At 65.9% G+C, this 21,789-nt stretch carries 25 protein-coding genes; 11 read left to right on the top strand and 14 right to left on the bottom strand.

The genetic code is table 11. The features are described from left to right. Positions 1-9: 9 nt before the first annotated feature. Positions 10-729 carry an RNA chaperone Hfq gene (gene hfq, locus J2Y54_RS01075; RefSeq protein ID WP_405052858.1) on the bottom strand — a complete coding sequence of 240 codons (720 nt, stop codon included), beginning with the start codon at positions 727-729 and terminating at the stop codon, positions 10-12. On the opposite strand from hfq, the gene J2Y54_RS01070 reads away from it, so the two are divergent. Continuing rightward, positions 730-1,044, top strand: coding sequence for a multidrug efflux SMR transporter (locus J2Y54_RS01070; RefSeq protein WP_310036244.1), 315 nt, complete (start codon positions 730-732; stop codon positions 1,042-1,044). It begins immediately after the preceding gene. 48 nt (positions 1,045-1,092) lie between these two features. Here the strand turns inward: J2Y54_RS01070 and J2Y54_RS01065 are convergent, their stop codons facing one another. The 6 genes from J2Y54_RS01065 to J2Y54_RS01040 all read right to left on the bottom strand — a co-directional run bounded on the left by J2Y54_RS01065 (position 1,093) and on the right by J2Y54_RS01040 (position 8,836). Continuing rightward, a complete protein-coding gene (locus J2Y54_RS01065; RefSeq protein ID WP_310036242.1) occupies positions 1,093-2,463 on the bottom strand; it encodes a sigma-54 dependent transcriptional regulator in 1,371 nt (456 codons plus the stop codon). After that, positions 2,460-4,715, bottom strand: coding sequence for an ATP-binding protein (locus J2Y54_RS01060; protein ID WP_310036239.1), 2,256 nt, complete (start codon positions 4,713-4,715; stop codon positions 2,460-2,462). Before J2Y54_RS01060 ends, J2Y54_RS01065 begins: the two co-directional genes overlap by 4 nt. Positions 4,716-4,795: 80 nt before the next feature. After that, positions 4,796-6,232 carry a nitrogen regulation protein NR(I) gene (gene ntrC, locus J2Y54_RS01055; protein ID WP_310036237.1) on the bottom strand — a complete coding sequence of 479 codons (1,437 nt, stop codon included), beginning with the start codon at positions 6,230-6,232 and terminating at the stop codon, positions 4,796-4,798. Next, positions 6,229-7,332, bottom strand: a complete 1,104-nt coding sequence (locus J2Y54_RS01050; RefSeq protein ID WP_310036234.1) for an ATP-binding protein — start codon at positions 7,330-7,332, stop codon at positions 6,229-6,231. Before J2Y54_RS01050 ends, ntrC begins: the two co-directional genes overlap by 4 nt. Continuing rightward, the gene (gene dusB, locus J2Y54_RS01045) at positions 7,308-8,333 is read right to left on the bottom strand and encodes a tRNA dihydrouridine synthase DusB (RefSeq protein ID WP_310036232.1); all 1,026 of its coding nucleotides are present in this window, start codon (positions 8,331-8,333) and stop codon (positions 7,308-7,310) included. The genes J2Y54_RS01050 and dusB overlap by 25 nt, the downstream gene beginning before the upstream one ends. 89 nt (positions 8,334-8,422) lie before the next feature. Further along, positions 8,423-8,836 (bottom strand): HPF/RaiA family ribosome-associated protein, encoded by a 414-nt coding sequence (locus J2Y54_RS01040; protein ID WP_310036230.1) that lies wholly within the window; start codon positions 8,834-8,836, stop codon positions 8,423-8,425. A gap of 184 nt (positions 8,837-9,020) precedes the next feature. On the opposite strand from J2Y54_RS01040, the gene J2Y54_RS01035 reads away from it, so the two are divergent. From J2Y54_RS01035 to J2Y54_RS01025, 3 genes are all read left to right on the top strand, one after another. Beyond that, entirely contained in the window at positions 9,021-10,172 is a 1,152-nt protein-coding gene (locus J2Y54_RS01035) for a bifunctional 2-C-methyl-D-erythritol 4-phosphate cytidylyltransferase/2-C-methyl-D-erythritol 2,4-cyclodiphosphate synthase (RefSeq protein ID WP_310036227.1), read from the top strand. Positions 10,173-10,258: 86 nt separating this feature from the next. Next, positions 10,259-10,783 (top strand): hypothetical protein, encoded by a 525-nt coding sequence (locus J2Y54_RS01030; protein WP_310036225.1) that lies wholly within the window; start codon positions 10,259-10,261, stop codon positions 10,781-10,783. Then, complete coding sequence (locus J2Y54_RS01025) at positions 10,780-11,295, top strand: CinA family protein (RefSeq protein ID WP_310036223.1); 516 nt, start codon at positions 10,780-10,782, stop codon at positions 11,293-11,295. Before J2Y54_RS01030 ends, J2Y54_RS01025 begins: the two co-directional genes overlap by 4 nt. On the opposite strand, the gene J2Y54_RS01020 is transcribed toward J2Y54_RS01025, so the two are convergent. Further along, the gene (locus J2Y54_RS01020; RefSeq protein ID WP_310036221.1) at positions 11,244-11,717 is read right to left on the bottom strand and encodes a type II toxin-antitoxin system RatA family toxin; all 474 of its coding nucleotides are present in this window, start codon (positions 11,715-11,717) and stop codon (positions 11,244-11,246) included. The two genes, J2Y54_RS01025 and J2Y54_RS01020, sit on opposite strands and share 52 nt — an antisense overlap. Then, positions 11,717-12,655, bottom strand: coding sequence for a lipoyl synthase (gene lipA, locus J2Y54_RS01015; RefSeq protein ID WP_310036218.1), 939 nt, complete (start codon positions 12,653-12,655; stop codon positions 11,717-11,719). The genes J2Y54_RS01020 and lipA overlap by 1 nt, the downstream gene beginning before the upstream one ends. A 65-nt stretch (positions 12,656-12,720) precedes the next feature. Here lipA and J2Y54_RS01010 point away from each other — a divergent pair, with 65 nt between their 5' ends. Beyond that, entirely contained in the window at positions 12,721-13,350 is a 630-nt protein-coding gene (locus J2Y54_RS01010; protein ID WP_310036215.1) for a carbonic anhydrase, read from the top strand. Between the two features lie 121 nt (positions 13,351-13,471). Continuing rightward, positions 13,472-13,747 carry an acylphosphatase gene (locus J2Y54_RS01005; RefSeq protein ID WP_310036212.1) on the top strand — a complete coding sequence of 92 codons (276 nt, stop codon included), beginning with the start codon at positions 13,472-13,474 and terminating at the stop codon, positions 13,745-13,747. Positions 13,748-13,752: 5 nt separating this feature from the next. On the opposite strand, the gene J2Y54_RS01000 is transcribed toward J2Y54_RS01005, so the two are convergent. Both J2Y54_RS01000 and epsC read right to left on the bottom strand, forming a co-directional pair. Then, positions 13,753-14,094 (bottom strand): DUF2794 domain-containing protein, encoded by a 342-nt coding sequence (locus J2Y54_RS01000; RefSeq protein ID WP_310036209.1) that lies wholly within the window; start codon positions 14,092-14,094, stop codon positions 13,753-13,755. Then, positions 14,091-14,786, bottom strand: a complete 696-nt coding sequence (gene epsC, locus J2Y54_RS00995; RefSeq protein ID WP_310036208.1) for a serine O-acetyltransferase EpsC — start codon at positions 14,784-14,786, stop codon at positions 14,091-14,093. The genes J2Y54_RS01000 and epsC overlap by 4 nt, the downstream gene beginning before the upstream one ends. A 156-nt stretch (positions 14,787-14,942) precedes the next feature. On the opposite strand from epsC, the gene J2Y54_RS00990 reads away from it, so the two are divergent. From J2Y54_RS00990 to J2Y54_RS00975, 4 genes are all read left to right on the top strand, one after another. Continuing rightward, positions 14,943-15,707 (top strand): sulfite exporter TauE/SafE family protein, encoded by a 765-nt coding sequence (locus J2Y54_RS00990; protein ID WP_310036205.1) that lies wholly within the window; start codon positions 14,943-14,945, stop codon positions 15,705-15,707. A gap of 134 nt (positions 15,708-15,841) precedes the next feature. Next, on the top strand, positions 15,842-16,405 hold the full coding sequence (ahpC, locus tag J2Y54_RS00985) for an alkyl hydroperoxide reductase subunit C (protein ID WP_066662779.1): 564 nt from the start codon (positions 15,842-15,844) through the stop codon (positions 16,403-16,405). A gap of 113 nt (positions 16,406-16,518) precedes the next feature. Next, positions 16,519-18,099, top strand: coding sequence for an alkyl hydroperoxide reductase subunit F (ahpF, locus tag J2Y54_RS00980; protein WP_310036203.1), 1,581 nt, complete (start codon positions 16,519-16,521; stop codon positions 18,097-18,099). 88 nt (positions 18,100-18,187) lie between these two features. Then, positions 18,188-19,102, top strand: coding sequence for a hydrogen peroxide-inducible genes activator (locus tag J2Y54_RS00975; RefSeq protein WP_310036202.1), 915 nt, complete (start codon positions 18,188-18,190; stop codon positions 19,100-19,102). Here the strand turns inward: J2Y54_RS00975 and J2Y54_RS00970 are convergent. The 3 genes from J2Y54_RS00970 to pgsA are packed head-to-tail and all read right to left on the bottom strand — an operon-like array spanning position 19,078 to position 20,341. Next, positions 19,078-19,539 (bottom strand): molybdenum cofactor biosynthesis protein MoaE, encoded by a 462-nt coding sequence (locus tag J2Y54_RS00970; RefSeq protein ID WP_310036201.1) that lies wholly within the window; start codon positions 19,537-19,539, stop codon positions 19,078-19,080. The genes J2Y54_RS00975 and J2Y54_RS00970 overlap by 25 nt on opposite strands. After that, on the bottom strand, positions 19,536-19,787 hold the full coding sequence (gene moaD / locus J2Y54_RS00965) for a molybdopterin converting factor subunit 1 (RefSeq protein WP_310036200.1): 252 nt from the start codon (positions 19,785-19,787) through the stop codon (positions 19,536-19,538). The genes J2Y54_RS00970 and moaD overlap by 4 nt, the downstream gene beginning before the upstream one ends. Then, positions 19,787-20,341 (bottom strand): CDP-diacylglycerol--glycerol-3-phosphate 3-phosphatidyltransferase, encoded by a 555-nt coding sequence (pgsA, locus tag J2Y54_RS00960; RefSeq protein ID WP_310036197.1) that lies wholly within the window; start codon positions 20,339-20,341, stop codon positions 19,787-19,789. The genes moaD and pgsA overlap by 1 nt, the downstream gene beginning before the upstream one ends. Positions 20,342-20,486: 145 nt before the next feature. On the opposite strand from pgsA, the gene J2Y54_RS00955 reads away from it, so the two are divergent. Beyond that, complete coding sequence (locus J2Y54_RS00955) at positions 20,487-21,776, top strand: MFS transporter (RefSeq protein WP_310036196.1); 1,290 nt, start codon at positions 20,487-20,489, stop codon at positions 21,774-21,776. Positions 21,777-21,789 lie beyond the last annotated feature (13 nt).

Below are 21,789 nucleotides of genomic sequence, written 5' to 3'. Positions count from 1 at the left end.
TCAAAAGGGTCAGGCTTCCTCGCCCTGATCGGTCAGGTCCAGCGGGTGCGCCGGCTGGATCGTCGACACCGCATGCTTGTAGACCAGCTGATACACGCCATCGCGCTGCAACAGCATGCAGAACAGGTCGAACGCCGCGATCCCGCCCTGCAGCATCACGCCATTGACCAGGAACATCGTCACATTTTCCTGCTGACGCTTCACCGCGCCCAGGAAAATCTCCTGCAAGACCGGGTTCTTGGACGGGGTGTCGGGGATTGCATCGACGATCGACGCCACATCGACCGAACCCGATGGCATGATCGTCGAAATCGCGTGCTTGTAGATCAGCTGCGACTGGCCGTCGCGGCGCAGCAGCACGGAAAAATTGTCGAACCAGGTCACGATCCCCTGCAGCTTCACGCCCTTGACCAGGAACATGGTCACCGGGGTCTTGGATTTGCGCAGCGCGTTGAGGAACAGGTCCTGAAGGGATGTCTGCTTGTCGGCCATGATGCAGCTCACTGTTTTTGGCGGGGATTTCCCGCAGTCGCGCCGTTTCCCGGCGTCGGATGCACGCCACGAAGCGGCGCGATGTGCGCAATGTAGGTATTGCCCGCGGCAACGTCCATAGCGGCCCTTGTATCGTGCCGATGCTGCCCCATATCGCGGGCGCGAGGCCACGCCCTCCCCCGCTCGGCGCGGGTCCAAGTCCGGGACGGCCCGGCTCTCTTGCGAAAGGAGGGCCATATGGCCTGGATTCTGTTGTTCGCCGCCGGATTGCTCGAGATTGTCTGGGCCAGCACGATGAAGCTGTCGGACGGCTTCACCCGTCCCCTGCCCGCCGCCATCACAATCGTCGCGCTGATTGCCAGCTTCGCGCTGCTTGCCGCCGCGATGCGCGAATTGCCGCTGGGCACCGCCTATACGATCTGGACCGGCATCGGCGCGATCGGCGCGTTCATTGTCGGCATCGCCTTTCTCGGCGAAGCGATCACCCCCGCCCGCCTGCTCGCCGCCGCGCTGATCGTCAGCGGGATCGGATTGATGAAGCTGTCGTCCTGAGCGTCGGCCCCGTTCCTCCCCCGAGCCCGCTCAGAGGAGGAATGGCGTTCATTCCTCGCGACCTTCATGGATGCCGAGCAGCTTGAGCTTCCGGTGCAGCGCCGAGCGCTCCATCCCGATGAAATGCGCAGTGCGCGAAATATTGCCCGAAAAGCGCTTGATCTGAACGCGCAGATATTCGCGCTCGAAATTCTCCCGCGCTTCCTTGAGCGGCGCACCCATGATCGTCGCCGCGCCCATCCCGCCATCGTCACGGCGGCCGAGTACGTCGGTCGGCAGCATGTCGACGTCGATCCGCCCGATCCGGTCGCCCGGTGCCAGGATCACCGTCGCCTCGACCACATTGCGCAGCTGGCGGACATTGCCGGGCCATTCATAGCTTTGCAGCGCAACCATCGCTTCGGCGGCGACCTCGGGCGTCGGCACGCGCCGTTCGGTCGCATAATGCGCCACGAAATGCTCGACCAGCGCGGGAATATCCTCGCGCCGCTCGGTCAGCGGCGGGATCGCCACCGGCACGACGTTCAGGCGATAGAACAGGTCTTCGCGGAACCGCCCTTCGGCGATCTCGGCGGTCAGGTCGCGGCCCGTCGCTGAAACCACGCGGACGTCCACCTTGACCTGCCGCTGCCCACCGACGCGGTTGAACTTCTGTTCGGTCAGCACGCGCAGGATTCGGCCCTGCGTCGCGATCGGCATGTCGGCAATCTCGTCCAGGAACAGCGTGCCGCCATGCGCCTGCTCAAGCAGGCCGGGATGGACCAGATCGCCGTCCTCGACCCCGAACAATTCCTCCTCGACCCGCTCCGGCGTCATCCGCGCGGCGCTGACGATCACGAACGGCCCGTCGGCGCGATGGCTCCATTCGTGCAGCAGGCGGGCGGCAACCTCCTTGCCGGTCCCCGGGCCGCCGGTGATCATCACCCGGCTGCCGGTCGCAGCGACCCGCTTCAGCGTCGCACGCACCGCGTTGATTGCGCCCGATGTGCCGTGCAGGTCGGTGCTGCGCCCGACCGTTGCGCGCAACGACGCGACTTCGCGCCGCAACCGCTCGGTCTCGGTCGCGCGCTCGACCAGCAGCAGCAGCCGCTCGGCCTCGAACGGCTTTTCGATGAAGTCCGATGCCCCGCGCCGGATCGCCGCGACGGCGGTGTCGAGATTGCCATGGCCCGAAATCACCAGCACCGGGATCGACGGGTCGCGCCGCTTGATCTCGTCGAGCAGGTCGAGCCCGTCGAGCCGCGACCCCTGCAACCACACATCCAGCAGCACCAGGCTCGGCCGCCGCTCGGCGATCGCTTCGAGTGCGGCGTCGCTGTCGGCCGCGCTGCGGGTTTCATACCCCTCGTCTTCCAGCACCCCCGCGACCAGTTCGCGGATGTCGCTCTCGTCGTCGACGACCAGGATATCGAGTGTCATTGTGCGTTTCCGTTCTTGGTCGGGGTCGGCGGGGAAATCCCCGCGCCACCCTGTTCCGTCTCGTCGCTGCCCCCGGTCCCCGCCAGCCGCTCCAGCGTCGCGGTGTCGAAACACAGCGTCACCACCGTCCCCCCGCCGTCACGATCGGCAAAGGCCATCGTGCCGAAATGCTCCTCGACGATCTTCTTGACGATCGCCAGGCCCAGCCCGGTGCCCCGGCTGCGCGTCGTCATATAGGGTTCGACGATCCGCTCGCGCTCGGCGGGCAGGCCGACGCCATTGTCGGCAACCTCGATCATCAGTTGCGCGTCCGCTGCTTCATGCACCCGCATCACGATCTCGCCCGGCTCGCCACCCTCGCGGGCTTCCACCGCTTCAACCGCATTCTTGACCAGATTGGTCAGCGCCTGCCCCAGCTGGCGGCGGTCGCACACCAGCGGCGGCAGCGTATCGGGCGCGTCAAAGCGGAACTGCAGGTCCGGCTTGGCCACTTCATGCAGGAACAGCGTCTGGCGCGCGATGTCGATGATCGACTCCGCCCGGAAGATCGGCTTGGGCATCCGCGCAAAGGACGAGAATTCGTCCACCATCCGCCGCAGATCGCCGACTTGCCGCACGATCGTGTCGGTCAGCTTGGCAAAGGTGCCATCGTCGCTCTCGATCTTCTTGCCATAGCGCCGCTGCAGCCGTTCGGCGGCGAGCTGGATCGGGGTCAGCGGGTTCTTGATCTCGTGCGCGATGCGCCGCGCGACGTCGGACCAGGCCGCGCGCCGCTGATCGAGCAATTGCTGGGTGATGTCGTCGAACGTCAGCACCTGCCCCGCTTCGTCGCGGGTAATCTTCACCGCCAGCGTCCGCGCTTCGCCCCCGCTGGTCAGCTGCACGATATCCTCGCGCGTCTCCCCGCCCAGTACCGCGTCCAGCTCCGGCGACACCTCGGCCAGCAGCTTGCCGACCGGTGCATCGCCCGGTCGCAACAACGCCATGGCGGAGCTGTTGATCAGCCGGATGCGCCGATCGGCATCGATCGACAGCACGCCCGCCGTCACGCCGGACATCACCGCCTCGATCAGCGCGCGGCGGCCTTCGGATTCGGCATTGGCGTCAACGAGCGCGTTGGTCTGTTCCTGTAACCGGTCGGTCATGCGGTTGAACGCGGTGGCCAGCGTCCCGATCTCGTCATCCGCGCGCGGCGTGGGCACGCGGGTGCCAAGGTCGCCCTCCGCGACATCCCGCGCCGCTTTCACGAGATCGCCAACAGGGCGGACAAGGCGGTCGGCGATCACAAGCGCGGCCCATACTGCCAGTCCCACGACCAGAAGCGAAAGCAGCAGTAGCGCAACGTTGAACTGCAGCTGAAGCGCACGCGACCGCTCGGTCAGCGTCTTGTAGTCGGCCAGAACGGACTCCGCCCGCGCGCGGCGCTGCAGCCAGGCGGGATCAACCACCCGAGCGACATAGAGATACAGGTCGGGCGATTGCGGTAGCCGGATCAGGGCACGGACACGCCCACCCGCGTCCTCCACGATCGCCTTGGTTTCGCCGGCCTTGATCTTGCGGATGGCGTCCCGACTGATCTGCTGCTCGATCAGGGCTTCATAGGGATTGAGGATCGCCAGCGTCTGAAATTCGCCCGACGGCAATTCGCGCAACAGTACCGCCTCGGACAATTCGCGCTGCCGGGTCTGAAACGCGAAGAATTGCGTGAAGCGCGGCGTATCGATCGGCGTGTCCATCAGTTCGACCGCGATATCCAACGCCATCTTGTCGGCGTTCTCGCCAACCCGATATTTCAAATCGTCGAAACTGCCGGCGGCGACCGCAGACGCGTTTTCGAGCATCCCGCGCGCCCGGTCCGAAAACCAGAACTCGACCCCATATTGGAACAGCAGCGACGCCACGATCGACACGAAGATCGTCGGCACACTCGCCAGGATCGAAAAGATCGCGACCAGCCGCACATGCAACCGCGCGCGCCCACCCAGCGGCGACCGCGCTGCGCGCCGCATCGCCACGCGCCGCCCGACCAGCACGATCAACGCAACCAGCGGGATCAGATTGCCGACCAGCAGCAGTGCAACCAGCGGCGGGGTCAGCAACCGCTGCGAGCCCGTATTCCCGCTCACGACGAAATAGCTTGTGACCAGCACCGCCAGCGCGATGCCAAGCACGAGGATCTCGACAAAAGGAGTGATGCTCAGCCGCCCGCGAGTCGCACCCGCATCGGTCAGTGGCTTGGCGGCAACATCCATCGTGACATGGCTACAACAACATTGTTGCCATGAAAACACACTTGTCGCTCAACCTGTCGCTAAACGGGCCAAATCCGCCGCTAGGCCGGGTCATCCAGCCGCCCGCCGACATCGATCCCCAGCGTGTCCAGCCGCTTGCGCAGCGTGTTGCGGTTGATCCCCAGCGCCCGCGCCGCGCGCAGCTGATTGTGCCCGTGCCGCGCCAGCATCGCCTCGATCAGCGGCCGCTCGACCTCGCCGATGATGCGGTCGTACAGCGTACCGTCCTCCAGCACCGCCGGCTCCTCCGCAGCCAGCCGGGTCAGCCGCGCGATCACCGCCGCCTCGATCCCCGCATCGCGCGTCGGCGCGGCGAGCCCGCTGCCCTCGCCCAGCATCGCGCGCACCGCATCGCCGTCGATCCACTCGTCGCGATGCAGCGCCGCCATGCGCCGCATGAGGTTCTCCAGCTCGCGCACATTGCCCGGCCAGTCATGCGCCTCAAGCACCGCGATCGCATCGTCGCCGACATGCTTGCGCGGCAGGCCATCCTCCACCGCGCGGTCGAGGAAATGGCGCGCCAGCAACCGGATGTCCTGCCGCCGCTCGCGCAACGCCGGCAACGCAATCGGCACGACGTTGAGGCGGTAGAACAGATCCTCGCGGAACTGCCCCGACACCACCTGGTTCATCAGATCCTTGTTGGTCGCGGCAACGATGCGCACGTCCGCGCGGATCGCGCGCGCCCCGCCGACGGTGGTGAACTCGCCCGACTGCAGCACGCGCAGCAGCCGCGTCTGTGCCTCCATCGGCATGTCGCCGATTTCGTCGAGGAACAACGTGCCCCCGCTCGCCTGCTCAAACTTGCCCGCCACCCGGGCACCCGCCCCGGTAAACGCGCCCTTTTCGTGCCCGAACAGCTCGGCCTCGATCAGCTCGCGCGGGATCGCGGCCATGTTGATCGCGACGAACGGCGCCCGGCGACGCGGCCCCAGGTCATGGATTGCCTGCGCGACCAGCTCCTTGCCGGTGCCGCTCTCGCCGGTGATCAGCACGGTCAGCTCGTTCGACACCACCCGCGCGATCACGCGATACACGTCCTGCATCGCCGGCGAGCGCCCGATCAGCGCCACCGCCTGCTCCTCCGACGCGGGCAAATCGTCGACCAGCCGCCGTCCCCGCGCCAGCGCGCTCGCCACCGTCGCGGTCAGCGCATCCAGGTCGAACGGCTTGGGCAGATAGTCGAACGCCCCCGCCTCGGTCGCGCGCACCGCCGTCGACAGCGTATTCTGCGCCGACAGCACGATCACGGGCACGTCGGGCGTCTCGCCGGTAAAGGTCGCAACGAAATCCAGCCCATTGCCATCGGGCAGCACGACATCGGTCACCAGCACATCGGGCCGCGCCGCGCCAAGCTCGCGCCGCAGCTCGCCCAGCGACGCCGCCGCCGTCACGCGATGCCCCGCGCGGCGTAGCGCCTGCGTCACCACCATGCGGATCGCGGCGTCGTCGTCGCAGATGAGGATGGAGGCGCTCACCCGTCCGCCCTCGGCAAATTCACCCGAAACACCGTCATCTCCGGATCGCCGGCGCGGGCATATTCGACCACCCCGCCCATGTCGCGCACCAGCTTTTCGACCAGCGGCAGCCCCAGCCCCTTGCCCTCGGGCTTGCCCGACACGAACGGCTCGAACAAATGGCTGGCGATATCCGCCGGTGCGCCCGGGCCATTGTCGGTCACCGAAAACTCGATCGGCAGCCAGCGGCGCGGCTGGTCCGGCCCGGGCCGCATCGCGACGCCATGGCGGTATTGCGTGGATAGGATGATCTTCGGATCTGGCGTGTCGCGCAGCGCTTCGGCGGCATTCTTGAGCAAATTCATCGCGATCTGCAGAAACGCGTCCTTGTCCATCATCACCGGGGGCAGCGACGGATCGAACCGCTCTTCGATCACCATCCCCCGCGCAAATCCCGCCAGCGCCACCCGCCGCGCATGGTCGAGCAGCGGATAGATATTGTGCGGCGCCAGCTTGGGCGGGCGCGTGTCGGTGAAGTCCTGCATCCGGTCGATCAGCGCAGCGATGCGGTCGACTTCGGTGGTGATCAGCTGGGTCAGTTCGCCGCGCGTCTCGGGATCGTCGTCACCGGCCAGCAACTGCGCGGCACCGCGAATGCCCGACAGCGGGTTCTTGATCTCATGCGCCAGCATCGCCGCCGCGCCCACCGCGGCGCGCGCCCCCGCGCTGCGATCCGCCCCCACCGACAGCCGGCGCGACGTCGGCGCCTGATGCAGCGTCACGATGCGCCAGCCGGGATGCTCGGCGATCGGCGCCTCGATGAAATCGACCCGGGTCCGCGGCGAGCGGGTCGGCTCGATCTCGACATCATAGGCGGCAAAGCCATGCCCGTCGCGCCGCGCGCCATAGCCCTCGGGCAAGGTCACCACGCGCTCGAGCCGCTGCCCCAGCATCGCCTTTTCGCTGTGGTTGAGCAGATGCTCGCACGCCATATTGGCGCGCACCACACGGTCCTGCGGGTCGAGCACCAGCGCCGCCACCGGCAATCCGCCGAACAGCTCCCCCAGATCCGGCTCGCCCGGCTGCGGCGGCGGCCTCAGGCCGCTTCGCGTGACGGCCATGATCCCAGCGCCGGCATGCCGCGAAACGGCGCATAGAATTCGTCGAGCATGCCCAGCACGGTCGCGGCCTTCGGCTCCTGGTTCACCTTGTTGCGGAACTCGGCCGATCCCGGCAGCCCCTTGGTGTACCATCCGATATGCTTGCGCATCAGGTTGACGCCGGTCATCTCGCCATAATGGTCGAGCATCATCGCGTAATGCTCTGCGATCAGGGCATATTGCTCGTCGATGCCGGGGTCGGGCCGCTCGCCCTTGCCGCTCAGCGCGTCCATCACCTGCCGCAGCACCCATGGCTTGCCATAGGCGCCGCGCCCGATCATCACGCCATCGGCACCCGACTGCGCCAGCGCGGTGCGCGCATCCTCGACCGTGCAGATGTCGCCATTGACGATCACCGGGATCGACACCGCGTCCTTGACCTTGCGCACGAACGCCCAGTCGGCGCTGCCCTTGTACATCTGGTTGCGGGTGCGGCCATGGACCGTCACCATCTTCGCGCCCAGCTCTTCGGCGACGCGCGCCAGCTCGGGGGCGTTCAGGCTGTCGTGGCACCAGCCCATGCGCATCTTGACCGTCACCGGCACCGACACGGCCTTGACGCAGGCTTCGATCAGCTTGGCGGCGAGGTCCGGCACGCGCATCAGCGCCGATCCGGCATCGCCATTGGTCACCTTGCGAACCGGACAGCCCATGTTGATGTCGATGATCGCCGCGCCGCGATCCTCGTTCAGCTTCGCCGCCTCGGCCATTTCATAGGGGGTGCAGCCGACCAGCTGCATCGACACCGGCTCCTCGATCGGATCCCATGCCGCCTTCTGCACCGACTGCCGCGTCTCGCGGATCGCCGCCTGGCTCGCGATCATTTCGGTAACGTTGAGGCCGGAGCCATAGCGGCGCACGAGCCGTCGGAACGGCAGATCGGTAACGCCCGTCATCGGTGCCAGAATCACCGGCGTCTCGACCGTAACCGGCCCGACCTGGATGGGGTTCAACATGGTCATTTGTGCCTGAAATTTAGGCACGAGCGCCTATACCGGCAAGGGCGGGGATGCAAGTCAGAGGTGCGTCGCGATCCCCGCCTTCTGCGGGGTCAGCCTTGTCGAACCCGATCGGCCTTCCCGAACTCGCTATCCAACCGCATCGCCAGCTTCTTCAGCGCCCCGTTGATCGCCGCTTCCGGCTTCGGGCCGCGATCGCTCACCGCCACGGGCTGCGCTCCCGCCGGGCGCGCCTCGATCGCTGCCTCGACGCCCTCAGCGCCGTTGGTGGTGCCATCGATGTCGCGGACATGCACCTCAACCCGGGTCAGCCGGCCTTGAAAGCGATCAAGCCGATCGCGCACCCGCGCTTCAGCCTGCTCCGCCATGGCGTCATTGCCCTCGATCCGGTTGTCGCTGTTGAACTGGAAATCCATGCATGCCTCTCTCACTGGGGTTTGATAGAGGACGTTCACCGGACGCGATCGTTCCGCCCGGCGGGCTGTTTCCGGGTCGATGCCGGCCAATGGCCCCACCGGCTCGCGTCAGCGAACTTTCCTACAGCGGGCTCTCTCGCTAGGCAGGTGCCATGCACCCTGCCTTGCCTTTTCGTCATCCGGACCGCCGCGTCCGACACACGCGGTCCAGCCTTGGCCTCCCCGGATCGCGCAGGGCGGTCAGTCTGGCCAAGCGGTCTGAGCCGGTCGCGCCATGACTACCGCCGCGATCATCGTCGCCGCCGGAAAAGGGGTGCGGGCCGGGGGGACGATCCCGAAGCAGTTTGCCGATCTGTGCGGAAAACCCATTCTGTTACATAGCGTTACCGCGCTATCATCGCATCCGATGATAAGTGACGTCATCATCGTGATCGGCGCAGGACAGCAGGAACACGCGCGCGCACTCCAGCTCGAAACTGTCAGTTTTGTCCAAGGCGGAGCCGAACGCCGCGACTCGGTCCGCGCCGGGCTGGAGGCACTGGAGGGCAAAAGCGTCACCCGCGTCCTGATCCACGACGCCGCCCGCCCCTTCATCCCGACCGCAGTCATCGACGCGCTGCTCGCCGCGCTCGACCACGCCCCCGGCGCAGTCCCCGCCCTCCCCGTCGCCGACACGCTCGCCAAAGGCAGCGACACCCTCGGCGACAACGTCCCGCGCGCCGGGCTCAACCGCATCCAGACACCGCAAGCCTTCCATTTCGACGCCATCCTCGCCGCCCATCGCGCCTGGCCGGACGGCGAGGAAGCCACCGACGACGCCCAGATGCTCCGCCGCGCGGGCCATGACGTCGCACTCGTTCCCGGAGACGCAATGCTCGAGAAAATCACTCACCCCGCCGATTTCGCCGCTGCCGAGGCGCGTCATGCCGCCAGCCTCGTTTCGCGCAGCGCGATTGGGTATGACGTCCATCGGCTCGCGACGGGCGAGGAGCTCTGGCTCGGTGGCGTGCTGATCCCGCATGACAAGGGGTTGGCCGGACACAGCGACGCCGATGTCGCGCTGCATGCGATCACCGATGCGCTGCTCGGCACGATCTGCGCCGGGGATATCGGGATGCACTTCCCGCCCAGCGATCCGCAATGGCGCGGCGCCGCGTCGGACCGCTTCCTCGAACACGCGGCATCGTTGGTCCGGGCAGAGGGCGGCATCATCGACTTCATCGACCTCACCCTGATCTGTGAGGAGCCCAAGATCGGCCCGCACCGCGACGCGATCCGCGCGCGCATCGCCGAAATCCTGAAGCTGCCCGTGGCCAAGGTCAGCCTCAAGGCCACCACCACCGAACGGCTCGGCTTCACCGGGCGCGGCGAAGGCATCGCGGCCCAGGCCGTTGCCACGATCCGACTTCCCGAACGGACCGAATAAAGTGTCGCGGTTCAGCCTTTGCGATCCCGCGCGTATCTACAACAATCCGACGGGCTGCCCATCGCGGCCGCTGACGGAGTAAGTTCATGCGTATCCGCCACCTTGCCGCCACCGCCCTGCTCTGGACCGGCCTTGTCGCGTCCAGCGTTCAGGCACAGCCGCGCCCCTGTCTCACCGATGGCGAGGCCGAAGCGCTGTTCCAGGTGCTGTTGCCCGACATGGTGAGTGAGATGGGGCGGGTCTGCACCGCGCTCCCCGCCTCGGCGTTTCTCCGCCGTCCCAACCCCGCCTTCGCCGCCCGGCTCCAGTCTGGCGTTGCCCCGGCGCTCCCCTCGGCGCGCAGCGGCATCGCCAAGCTGCTCGGCCCCGATCTTCAACCGATTGCCGGCTCGATGTTCGTCCTGCCGGCGCTCAAGGTGATCGTGGTGCCGCTCGCCGGCCAGATGATCGAGCCGGCCGATTGCCCCAAGCTCGACAAGATCGTCGCCAATCTTGCACCGCTCCCGCCCAAGAACCTCGCCGGCGTCTTCGTCGGCATGGCGCAGCTCGACGCCGACCGTCGAAAAGACGGGCCAAAGCTGCCGCTTTGCCCTATGGCGCGACCCAAATGATGGACATGATTCTCCCTGCCGAGCTGGTCGATGCCGCACGCCGCGTCGTCGAAACCAACCGCGCCGCCGGCCGTACCGTGGCGGTGGCGGAAAGCTGCACCGGCGGCCTGGTCAGCGCCGCAATCACCGAAATCCCGGGCTCGTCGGAAATCCTGATCGCCGGGTTCGTCACCTATTCGAACGACGCCAAGGTGAAGCAGCTGAAGGTCAGCCGCGACGTGCTCGACACGTTCGGCGCTGTCTCGGTCGCCACGGCGTGGAGCATGGCGCAGGGCGCGCTCGCACAGAGCGGGGCCGATGTCGCCGTCGCGATCACCGGGGTCGCCGGCCCGGGCGGCGGCAGCGACAAGAAACCGGTCGGCCATGTCGTGTTTGCCCGCGCCGAACAGGCAGCGGATCCGGATGTGGTAGTCGCCGACACCCGCGACTTCGGTGACCTTGGCCGTGGCGGCGTACGGCTTCAGGCGGCGCTGTGTGCGCTCGAACTGCTGCTTCCCCCCGAGGCGCCGTAAAGCACCGCGGCGCGCTGTTCGAACGCGCCGATCATCATCCGCAGCGCACGATCGAAGACCTGCCCGGCCAGCATCTCGAACACGCGGTTCTTGAACGAGAAATCGACCTCGAAATCGACGAGCACGCCGCCTTCGCCGTCCGGTCGGAACTTCCAGTCATTGTGCAGGTGCTTCAGCGGCCCTTCCAGATACTCGACCCGGATATGCCCGGGCCGCTGTTTCTGGACCCGGCTGGTAAAGGTTTCGCGCAGTCCCTTGAACCCCACCATCAGGTCCGCGACCATCTCGCTCTCGCTGTTCGATCGGACCCGCACCGCAGTGACCCATGGCAGGAACTCGCCATAGCGCCCGACATCGGCGACCAGGTCGAACATCTGTTCCGGCGTGTAAGGCAGCCGCCGGGTCTCGGCATGACGTGGCATCAGGCGGTCACCACCGCCTTTGCCAGCTTGGCGTCACGCGCCGCCTTCATCTTCGCAAAGTCGTCGCCGGCATGGTAGCTCGACCGCGTGAGCGGCGAGGATGCAACCAGCAGGAAGCCCTTGGCCCGCGCGATCGCAGCATAGGCGTCAAACGCCGCCGGCGTGACGAAATCCTGCACCTTGGCGTGGCGTGGCGTGGGCTGCAGATACTGCCCCATCGTCAGGAAATCGATGTCGGCGCTGCGCATGTCGTCCATCACCTGATGGACCTCGAGCCGCTCTTCGCCAAGACCCAGCATGATGCCCGACTTGGTGAAGATCGACGGATCGAGCTTCTTGACCTGCTCCAGCAGGCGGATCGACGCATAATAGCGCGCACCCGGGCGAATGGTGGGATACAAACGCGGAACGGTTTCGAGATTGTGGTTGTACACGTCCGGCCGCGCCGCGACGATCATCTCGACCGCCGCTTCATGCTTGTTGCGGAAGTCCGGCGTCAGGATCTCGATCGTCGTGGTCGGCGACGCCTTGCGGATCGCCTCGATCACCCTGACGAATTGCTTCGCGCCGCCATCGGGCAGGTCGTCGCGATCGACCGAAGTGATCACGATATGCTCAAGCCCCATCTGAACCGCCGCATCGGCGACATTGTTGGGCTCCATCGGGTCGACCGCGCGCGGCATGCCGGTCTTGACGTTGCAAAAGGCACAAGCGCGGGTGCAGGTGTCGCCCAGGATCATCACCGTCGCGTGCTTCTTGCTCCAGCACTCGCCGATATTCGGGCAGGCCGCTTCCTCGCACACTGTGGTGAGGCTTTTCGAGCGCATCAGCGCGCGCGTCGCAGCAAAGCCGGCAGAGGTCGGCGCCTTGACTCGGATCCAGTCGGGCTTGCGCTGACGTTCGGGACGCGGGGCTGGGATCGGGGACATCTCGGTCATCGCGCGCAGATAGCGATGATCCCGCCGGCTTGCCAGCCCTGTCAGCACGCGCCAATGGACCCGGCATGACGCATTTCAACGATCTGATCGATGGCTATCGCCGCTTCCGCACCGCTGATTACCGCCGCCAGCATGAACGCTGGGCCCAACTGGCAGAGGGACAGAGCCCCAAGGTCATGGTGATCGCCTGTTCGGACAGCCGCGTGGAACCGGCGCAGATCTTCGACACGCTGCCCGGCGAAATCTTCGTCGTCCGCAATGTCGCCAACCTCGTACCCCCATTCGAGAACGATGGTGGCCGGCACGGGGTGTCCGCTGCCCTGGAGTTCGCGGTCACCCGGCTTGAGGTTGAGGAAATCGTGGTACTCGGTCACGGCATGTGCGGCGGCGCCCATGCCGCGCTGACCGAAATGTTCCAGCACAGCCCGCCCGGCGAGGGCGGTTTCGTCCATGCCTGGGTCAGCCTGCTCGACGCGGCGCGCGACCGGATCAAGGCAGAGTTCGGAGAGGGACCGGAGGCGAGTCGCGAGATGGAGCTCGAAACGGTGCGCACGTCGATCCGCAACCTGCGCTCCTTCCCGTTCATCCCGGTGCGCGAAGCTGCCGGAACACTGACGATTCGCGGCGCCTATTTCGCGATCAACGACGGGGTGCTGCATCTCATGGATGATGCCGGAGCCTTCGCTCCCGCCTGATCCGACGATCCGCGTCGAACTGCCCCGCCCCCGCGCCGGGGCGGTCTGGGCGTGGACCCGCAGTCGGGACTATGACGCCGTGGTGCACCGGTCGGTGCACGTGTAATCAGGATTATCGACTATGACAGCGCAGCGTTTGCTGATTGAAGGACGCGTCCAGCGCGTCGGCTATCGTGACTGGGCGGTGCGCACCGCGCGCGCGCTCGGGGTTACCGGCTGGGTGCGCAACCTGCAGGACGGGCGCGTTGAAATCCTCGCCGACGGCACCGACAGCGCGCTGGAAGCCTTTGTCGATCAGTGTCGCGAAGGACCGGCAATGGCAGCGGTCGACCGGGTCGATACCCAGCCCGCTGTTCTAGGAAACGTGAAGGGGTTCACCAAGCGTTTCACCGCCTGATCGCTTCAGTCGGCGATGAGCTTGATCAGCCGCCGTTCGAGCGGGGCGAGCACCGAGCCAAGCTCATGGCCCCGCTTCAGCACCACGCCATGCTCGCCCCACAGCGTCCACATGCCCTGGCGCGCGCGCAGTGCGGGTCGCTTCTCGATGCGCATGGCGGGGCGTTCGGCAGCGCGGCGAAACGCGGCGAAGACGGCTGCCTCTCGGCCCAGGTCGATCGCATAGTCGCGCCAGTGGCCGGCGGCGACCATCCGGCCGTACAGGTCGAGAATGCGGGTCAGTTCGGCACGGTCGAACCCGACCTGGCCGGCCGGGCGCAGTGGCAGCGGCGTGACCGATCCGCTCACGCCCGGTCGCGCAGCTCCGGCTGAGCCGCAGCGGCCCGCTCAGCCATCAACTCGTCAAGGCGCTTGCGCATCGTCTCAAGCTCACAGCGCATCAGCTCAAGCTTCTGCGTCGCGGGGTCGTACAATTCGCTGCACGGCGTTCCATAGGGCACGAATTCGCGATTCCACGACTGCGCTTCGACCAGCGTCGGCTTGGCCGGAATGCCCACCATCACGGCGCCTTCGGGCACGTCCTTGGTCACCACTGCATTGGCGCCGACCCGGGCGCGCGCGCCGACGGTGATCGGGCCCAGAACCTGCGCCCCCGATCCGATGATCACCCCATCCGCCAGCGTCGGATGGCGTTTGCCAGCCACACCATTGTCCGGGCTGGTCCCGCCCAGCGTAACACACTGGTAAATCGTGACATTGTCACCGATCTCGGCCGTTTCGCCGATCACGACAAAGCCGTGGTCGATAAAGAAATTGCGCCCGATCGTTGCGCCCGGGTGGATGTCGATTGCCGTCAGCCAGCGCGACAGGTGGTTCACGGCGCGCGCCAGGAAAAACAGCCGCGCCCGGAACAGCCGGTGCGCGATCCGATGCCAGAACAGCGCCCACACTCCCGGATAGAGCAGGATTTCGAGACGGCTGCGCGGCGCCGGATCGCGGGCGCGAATGGACTCGAGATAGGCTGCGACGCCGCCGAACATGATCAGGCCCCTTTTCGTACGGCGCCCTATTTAGGGATGTGCTTTGCGCAATTCCAGCGGGGCAAGGATTTGGCTTGCACCCGTTAAACACGATGTATCTTGTGGGAATTGCCGCCGCCCGGCAAACCCGGCGTCGGATCGAGAGTAGGTGCGCGCATGTTTGAAGGTTTCGACGTCCAGGCACTGCTCCCGTTCATCGCGGTCGGCTTCGCGGCCCAGATCGTCGATGGTGCGCTGGGCATGGCGTTCGGCGTGATCTCGAGCACATTGCTGGTCAGCGTCCTCGGCGTCCCGCCGGCAACCGCCTCCGCTGGCGTCCATCTCGCCGAGTGTTTCACGACCGGCGTTTCGGGCATTAGCCATGCGATCCACAAGAATGTGAACTGGAAGCTGTTCTTCCGGCTGCTCATCCCCGGCGTGATTGGCGGGGTGACCGGCGCCTATCTGCTGAGCACCTTGGACGCATCGGTCACCCGCCCCTATGTCATGGCCTATCTCGCGCTGATCGGCGTCTACCTGCTGTGGCGCGGGGTAAGCTTCCCGACTCGTCATCATCGCGAACCGAAAATCGTCGAGCCGCTGGGTCTGGCGGGCGGCTTTCTCGACGCTGCCGGCGGCGGCGGCTGGGGTCCGGTGGTCACGAGCAACCTGCTGATCCAGGGGACCCAGCCGCGCTACACGATCGGGACGGTCAACAGCGTCGAGTTTTTCCTGACGCTGTCGGTATCGATCACCTTCATCGTGCATCTGGGCTTTTCGGCCTTTACCGAGGCAGTGGTCGGCCTGCTCATCGGCGGCGTGATCGCCGCTCCGTTCGGCGCGATCCTTGCCAAGCGCGTCCCGACCAAGGCGCTCCTGATCCTGGTCGGCGTCGTGCTGACGGCAACGAGCAGCTATAGCGTCTATCGCGCCATCGCCTGACAATCGATCAATCACCTATTATTGAGTGATTTGATCGATCAACGACAGCGACTCTTCCAATTTGGATGTGCTGCGCCGCACCCTATATGCGGCATCGCACAAGCTGCACTGCACCATCCAAAGGAGAACAGAAAATGGCGCTCATCGGAAGCGAGCTGAAGCCGTTCACGGCAACCGCGTTCAAGGAAGGCAAGTTCGTCGAGGTCACCGACGCCGACGTGCGTGGCAAGTGGGCGGTGTTCTTCTTCTATCCGGCCGACTTCACCTTTGTCTGCCCGACCGAGCTGGAAGACCTGGCCGACATCTACCCGACCCTGCAGAAGATGGGCGTCGAGGTGTATTCGGTGTCGACCGACACGCATTTCAGCCACAAGGCATGGCACGACACCTCGCCCGCGATCGGCAAGATCAACTATTACATGCTGGGCGACCAGAACCACACGCTCTCGAAGAATTTCGACGTGCTGCGTGAGGGCCAGGGCCTCGCGGATCGTGGCACGTTCGTGATCGATCCCGAAGGCGTGATCCAGCTGGTCGAGATCACCAGCGAAGGCGTCGGCCGCAACGCCGCCGAACTGCTCCGCAAGATCAAGGCGGCACAGTATATCGCGGCGCATCCGGGCGAAGTCTGCCCGGCCAAGTGGGAAGAGGGCGAAACCACGCTCGCACCCTCGCTCGACCTCGTCGGCAAAATCTAAGCCGGACGCTTAATCGCACCCGTCCCTCCCCCAGTTGGCGGGTGCGAACGCGGCCCGGGGCGCTCCTCACCGATGCCCCGGGCCGTTTTGATTTCAGTTCAAGGAGTTTCCCGATGCTCGACGCGCACCTCAAGCAACAGCTGGAAGGCTATCTCGTCCATATCCGTGAGGCGATCGAACTCGTCGCCAGCCTGGGCGACGATGCGAAGTCGCGCGAGCTCGAAGGTCTGCTGACCGAAATCGCGGGCCTGTCGGGCAAGATCACGCTGGTCCGCAAGGACGATGACAAGCGCACCCCCAGCTTCATGATCCGCCGCGCCGGCACCGATATCGGTGTGCGCTTCGCCGGCATCCCGATGGGGCATGAATTCACCAGCCTCGTGCTCGCCCTGCTTCAGGTCGGCGGCCACCCGTCCAAGGCGGCGCAGGACGTGATCGAAGCGGTCAAGGGCCTCGACGGCGACCTCCACTTCGAAACCTATTTCTCACTCAGCTGCCAGAACTGCCCCGACGTGGTTCAGGCGCTCAACCTGATGGCGGTGCTCAACCCCCGGATCAGCCACGTCGCGATCGACGGCGCGCTGTTCAAGGAAGAGGTCGATGCGCGCCAGGTGCTTGCGGTCCCGACCGTCTATCTGAACGGCGAACTGTTCGGATCGGGCCGGATGGAGCTCGAGCAGATTGTCGCCAAGCTCGACAGCGGCGCAGAGGCCAAGGCTGCCGAAAAGCTCGCGGCGAAGGAGCCGTTCGACGTCCTCATCGTCGGCGGCGGCCCGGCTGGTGCCGCCTCGGCGATCTACACCGCACGCAAGGGCCTGCGCGTCGGCATCGCCGCCGAGCGCTTCGGCGGCCAGGTGCTCGACACGATGGGCATCGAGAATTTCATTTCGGTCCCCTACACCGAAGGCCCCAAGCTCGCCGCCCAGCTCGAAGGTCACGTCAAGGAGAACGGCGTCGACATCATGAACCTGCAGCGCGCCGAAAAGCTGATCCCGGCTTCGCGTGAAGGCGGATTGCATGAGGTCGTGCTGGCCAATGGCGCGAGCCTCAAGGCCAAGACGATCATCCTGTCGACCGGCGCACGCTGGCGCCAGATGGGCGTGCCCGGCGAGGAGGAATATCGCAACAAGGGCGTGGCCTATTGCCCGCACTGCGACGGACCATTGTTCAAGGGCAAGCGAGTCGCCGTGATCGGCGGCGGCAATTCGGGTGTCGAGGCGGCGATCGACCTCGCCGGCATCGTCGGTCACGTTACGCTGATCGAATTTGACAGCCAGCTGCGCGCCGACGCGGTGCTTCAGCGCAAGCTTGGCAGTCTGCCGAACGTCCAGGTCATCACCTCGGCGCTGACCACCCGGGTCAACGGTGCGGAAAAGGTCACCGGCCTGACCTACAAGGATCGCAATACGGGCGTCGAGCACGACATCGCGCTCGAAGGGATCTTCGTGCAGATCGGTCTCGTCCCCAACACCGAATGGCTCAAGGACAGCGTCGCGCTCACCCCGCGCGGCGAGATCGAGATCGATGCGCGCGGCGAAACCAGCCAGCCGGGCATCTTTGCCGCCGGTGACGCCACCACTGTCCCGTACAAGCAGATCGTGATCGCGATGGGCGCAGGCTCGACCGCAGCCCTGTCGGCCTTCGACTATCTCATCCGGCTCCCCGCCGAAGAGATCGAAGCCGCGGCCGCCTGACCCGGATGACGCCGCCCCCGCAGAATGCGGGGGTGGCGTTATCGCGGTCACCACTTATATCCGCGCCATCAATCGATTGGATCGATCAATGGCGCAGACTTACCTCCCCACGCTCAAGCAGCTGCAATATCTCGTCGCGCTTAAGGATCACGGCCATTTCGGTCGCGCCGCCGATGCCTGCTTCGTCACCCAGTCGACCCTGTCCGCCGGCCTGCGCGAGCTTGAGACACTGATCGGCGTCGTGCTGGTCGAGCGCACCCGTCGCGTGGTTCGCTTCACGCCATTGGGCGAGCGAATCGTCGACAAGGCGCGCCGCGTCCTGCGCGAGGCGGATGAACTCGCCGACCTTGCCCGCGCCGCCGGGCGCCCTTTGTCGGGGGAGATGCGGATGAGCGTGATCCCGACGATCGCCCCGTTCCTGCTCCCGCGCATCCTGCCGCGTCTGCGTCGCGATTATCCTGACCTCAAGCTGTTCCTGCGGGAAGAGCCGAGCGGCCCGGCATGCGAAAGCCTGCATACCGGGCGCACCGACTGTGTCCTGCTCGCTCTCCCCTATGGCTGTGGCGAGGTCGAAACCGCCCCGTTGTTCGACGACCGGTTGTTCGTCGCTTTCCCGGAAGGGGAATATGAGCCCGACCATGCCAGCATCAGCGCCAGCGAGATCGACGAGACCCGGCTGTTGCTGCTGGAGGACGGGCACTGCCTCAAGGATCATGCGCTTGCGGCGTGCAACCGCCCCGAACTGCGCGCCGAGGCAACGATGCTCGGCACCTCGCTGCATACCATGGTGCAGATGGTCGATAACGGCCTTGGCGTGACGATGTTGCCCGAAATGGCGATCGATGCCGGCATTCTCGATCACACCCACATCACCGCGCGCCCGCTTCAGGCGGACAACCCGTCGCGTCGCATTGCCCTGGTCTGGCGCAAGGCCAGCCCGCGCGAGCGCGATTTCCGGCTGCTGGCGGAAGTGCTGGCTCAGTCGGGGACGGGCAGCGCCTGACCCGACCAGCGCGACGCGGCCGCGATGTCGCTCTGGCGCGCATCGACCCAGGTCGCCGCGCCCCCGCGATGCTCGCGCTTCCAGAATGGCGCGTCGGTCTTGAGCCAGTCGATCAGGAAGGCACAGGCCTCCAGCGCGGCGGCGCGATGCGCCGCCGCGGTCGCGACGAGCACGATCCGCTCGCCCGGCTGCATCGGCCCGACGCGATGCGCGATCACGGCCGAGACCAGCGCCCAGCGCGCCATCGCCTGTTCGGCAAGGTCGCACAACACCGCCTCGGTCATCCCCGGATAATGTTCGAGTTCGAGACAGGTGACCCCGTCGTCACCGCGCACCACGCCGATAAAGCTCGCAATGCCGCCGGCGCCGCTTTCCTCGATCCCCGCCAGCTCGACCCCGACATCGATCGGCGCGGTATCGACCGAAACCCGGATCATCCGCCCGTCACCGGGGGGAAGATGGCAACCTCACGCGCATCTCCCAGGGCGCTGTCGAGCGCGACAAACCGCTGATCGACCGCCGCGCGCAGCCGTGCCGGTTCGGCAAAGGCGGCGGCATGGCCGGCACTCTTTGCGCTGAGCCACGCGATCAGATCGGCAACCGTGCGTACCGCTTCGGGCGGATGCACCGCTTCTTCACCCACGCCGATCGTCTCGCGGACCCAGGCGAAGTACAGGACGCGCATCAGCTATCCATGTGCCGCAAGCCGACGCGCAGATAGTCCCATCCGGTGATCAGCGTCAGGACCGCCGCGCCCCAAAGCATAGCGAGGCTGGTGTCATGGACCCAGCCCCAGCCGGGCAGCGCGCCGGCCAGGATCAGGCCGCCAAGCGAGGTCAGCTGCAGGGCAGTCTTCCACTTGGCCAGCGCCGACACCGGGACCGACACCTGGATCCCGCCCAGAAACTCCCGCAAGCCGGAAACCGCGATCTCGCGCAGCAGGATCACCAGCGCGGCGATCATGTGGACGCCGGGGATCAATTCCTTGGCGCACAGGATCAGGATGACCGAAGCCACCATGATCTTGTCGGCGATCGGATCGAGAAACACGCCGAGCTTCGACACGGTGCCGCGCGACCGGGCAAGGTAACCGTCGAAATAATCGGTAATGCCCATCAGGCAGTAGGTCGCAAAGCCGAGCGCGTAGCCGGCATGCCATTGCGGCCACCAGAGCAGGAAGACCAGCAGCGGAACCGTGACGATTCGCGAGAGCGTAAGGACGTTGGGCAGCGTCAGCATGCGTGGCCTCTAGCATTCCCTGTGCCGGTGATCATCCCCCAACACGGCGCCTCGCATCGATGATTGCGCCGGATACTGGTTGCCGCGGCGGCCATCGCGCGGCTATGCGTGCGCCAGTTTTGACGGACGAAGGCCCGCCACGAACATGAACAACGCGCTCGGTCTGCTCAAGGAGCGCCGGTTTCTGCCCCTGTTTGCCACGCAATTCATGGGGGCGTTCAATGACAATCTGTTCAAGACCGCGATGGTGTTGTTCGCCACCTATCAGGTGCTGAACGATCCCGAGACCGAGTTCATGTTCAACGCGCTCGCCACCGGTGCTGCGCTGCTGCCGTTCGTGCTGCTGTCCGCGCTGTCGGGCCAGCTCGCGGACACCTATGACAAGGCGCAGATCATCCGGCTGGTGAAGACGGCGGAGATCGGGATCATGCTCTTCGGCGGCTGCGGTATCATCGTCGCGCATTTCGGCTATCCGATGGTCGGGGTCGGCATGATGCTGGGTGCGGTGCTGATGCTCGGGACCCATTCGACCTTTTTCGGCCCGATCAAATACGCGATCCTGCCGCAGCATCTGAAGGACGACGAAGTGCTCGGCGGCACCGGCATGGTGGAAGCCGCGACCTATCTCTCGATCCTGCTGGGCACCGTGGTCGCCGGCTGGGTCTCGATCGAGACTGCGGGCTGGCTGACGCTGGCCGTGGCCATCGCCGGCTGGTTCACCGGTCGCATGGTGCCCCCCGCGCCGCGCCAGGGCGCTCGCCTGAAGCTCAACTACAATCCGTTCACCGCATCGTGGCGGCTGATCGCGAACACGATGCACATCCCGCGCCTGTTCTGGTCGATCTGCGCGATCAGCTTTTTCTGGACCATGGGCGCGGTGCTGATCGTCATCTTCACGCCGCTCGCCAAGAATGTGCTGACCTCCACCAAGGAAGTCGCCAGCCTGATGATCGCAATCTTCTCGGTCGGTGTCGCGATCGGATCGGTCATCATCAACGCGATGCTGAAGGGCGAGATTTCGGCTAAATATTCGCCCGCATCGGTGATCGCGATGGCGCTTTTCATCGTCGCCTTCTCGTTCGAATCGCGCTTCTGGATCCCTGCCGCACCGGGCCAGCTCTACGACATGGCGGGCTTCATGGTGATGCCACAGGCATGGCTGGTGCTGGTCACCCTGATGGCGATCGCGATTGCCGGCGGGATGTTCGTGGTGCCGCTCTACGCCTTCCTCACGACCACCGTGACGAAGGATCAGACGGCGCGCACCGTCGCCGCCAACAACATCGTCAACGCGTTCGGCATGGTACTCGGCGCGCTGCTCGTCATCGCGATCACCGCGCTTGGTGTCGGCCCGGCCGACCAGCTGCTGTTCGTCGCCGGCATGGCGATCATTTCAGCATGGATCGCGCACAAGCTGCATCGCGCCTGTGACTGACGCGCGGCGCTGC

Source organism: Sphingomonas sp. BE123 (genome assembly GCF_031456015.1).
In the GTDB taxonomy this organism is placed as follows: domain Bacteria; phylum Pseudomonadota; class Alphaproteobacteria; order Sphingomonadales; family Sphingomonadaceae; genus Sphingomonas.
This window is presented reverse-complemented; position numbering and strand designations above follow the sequence as displayed.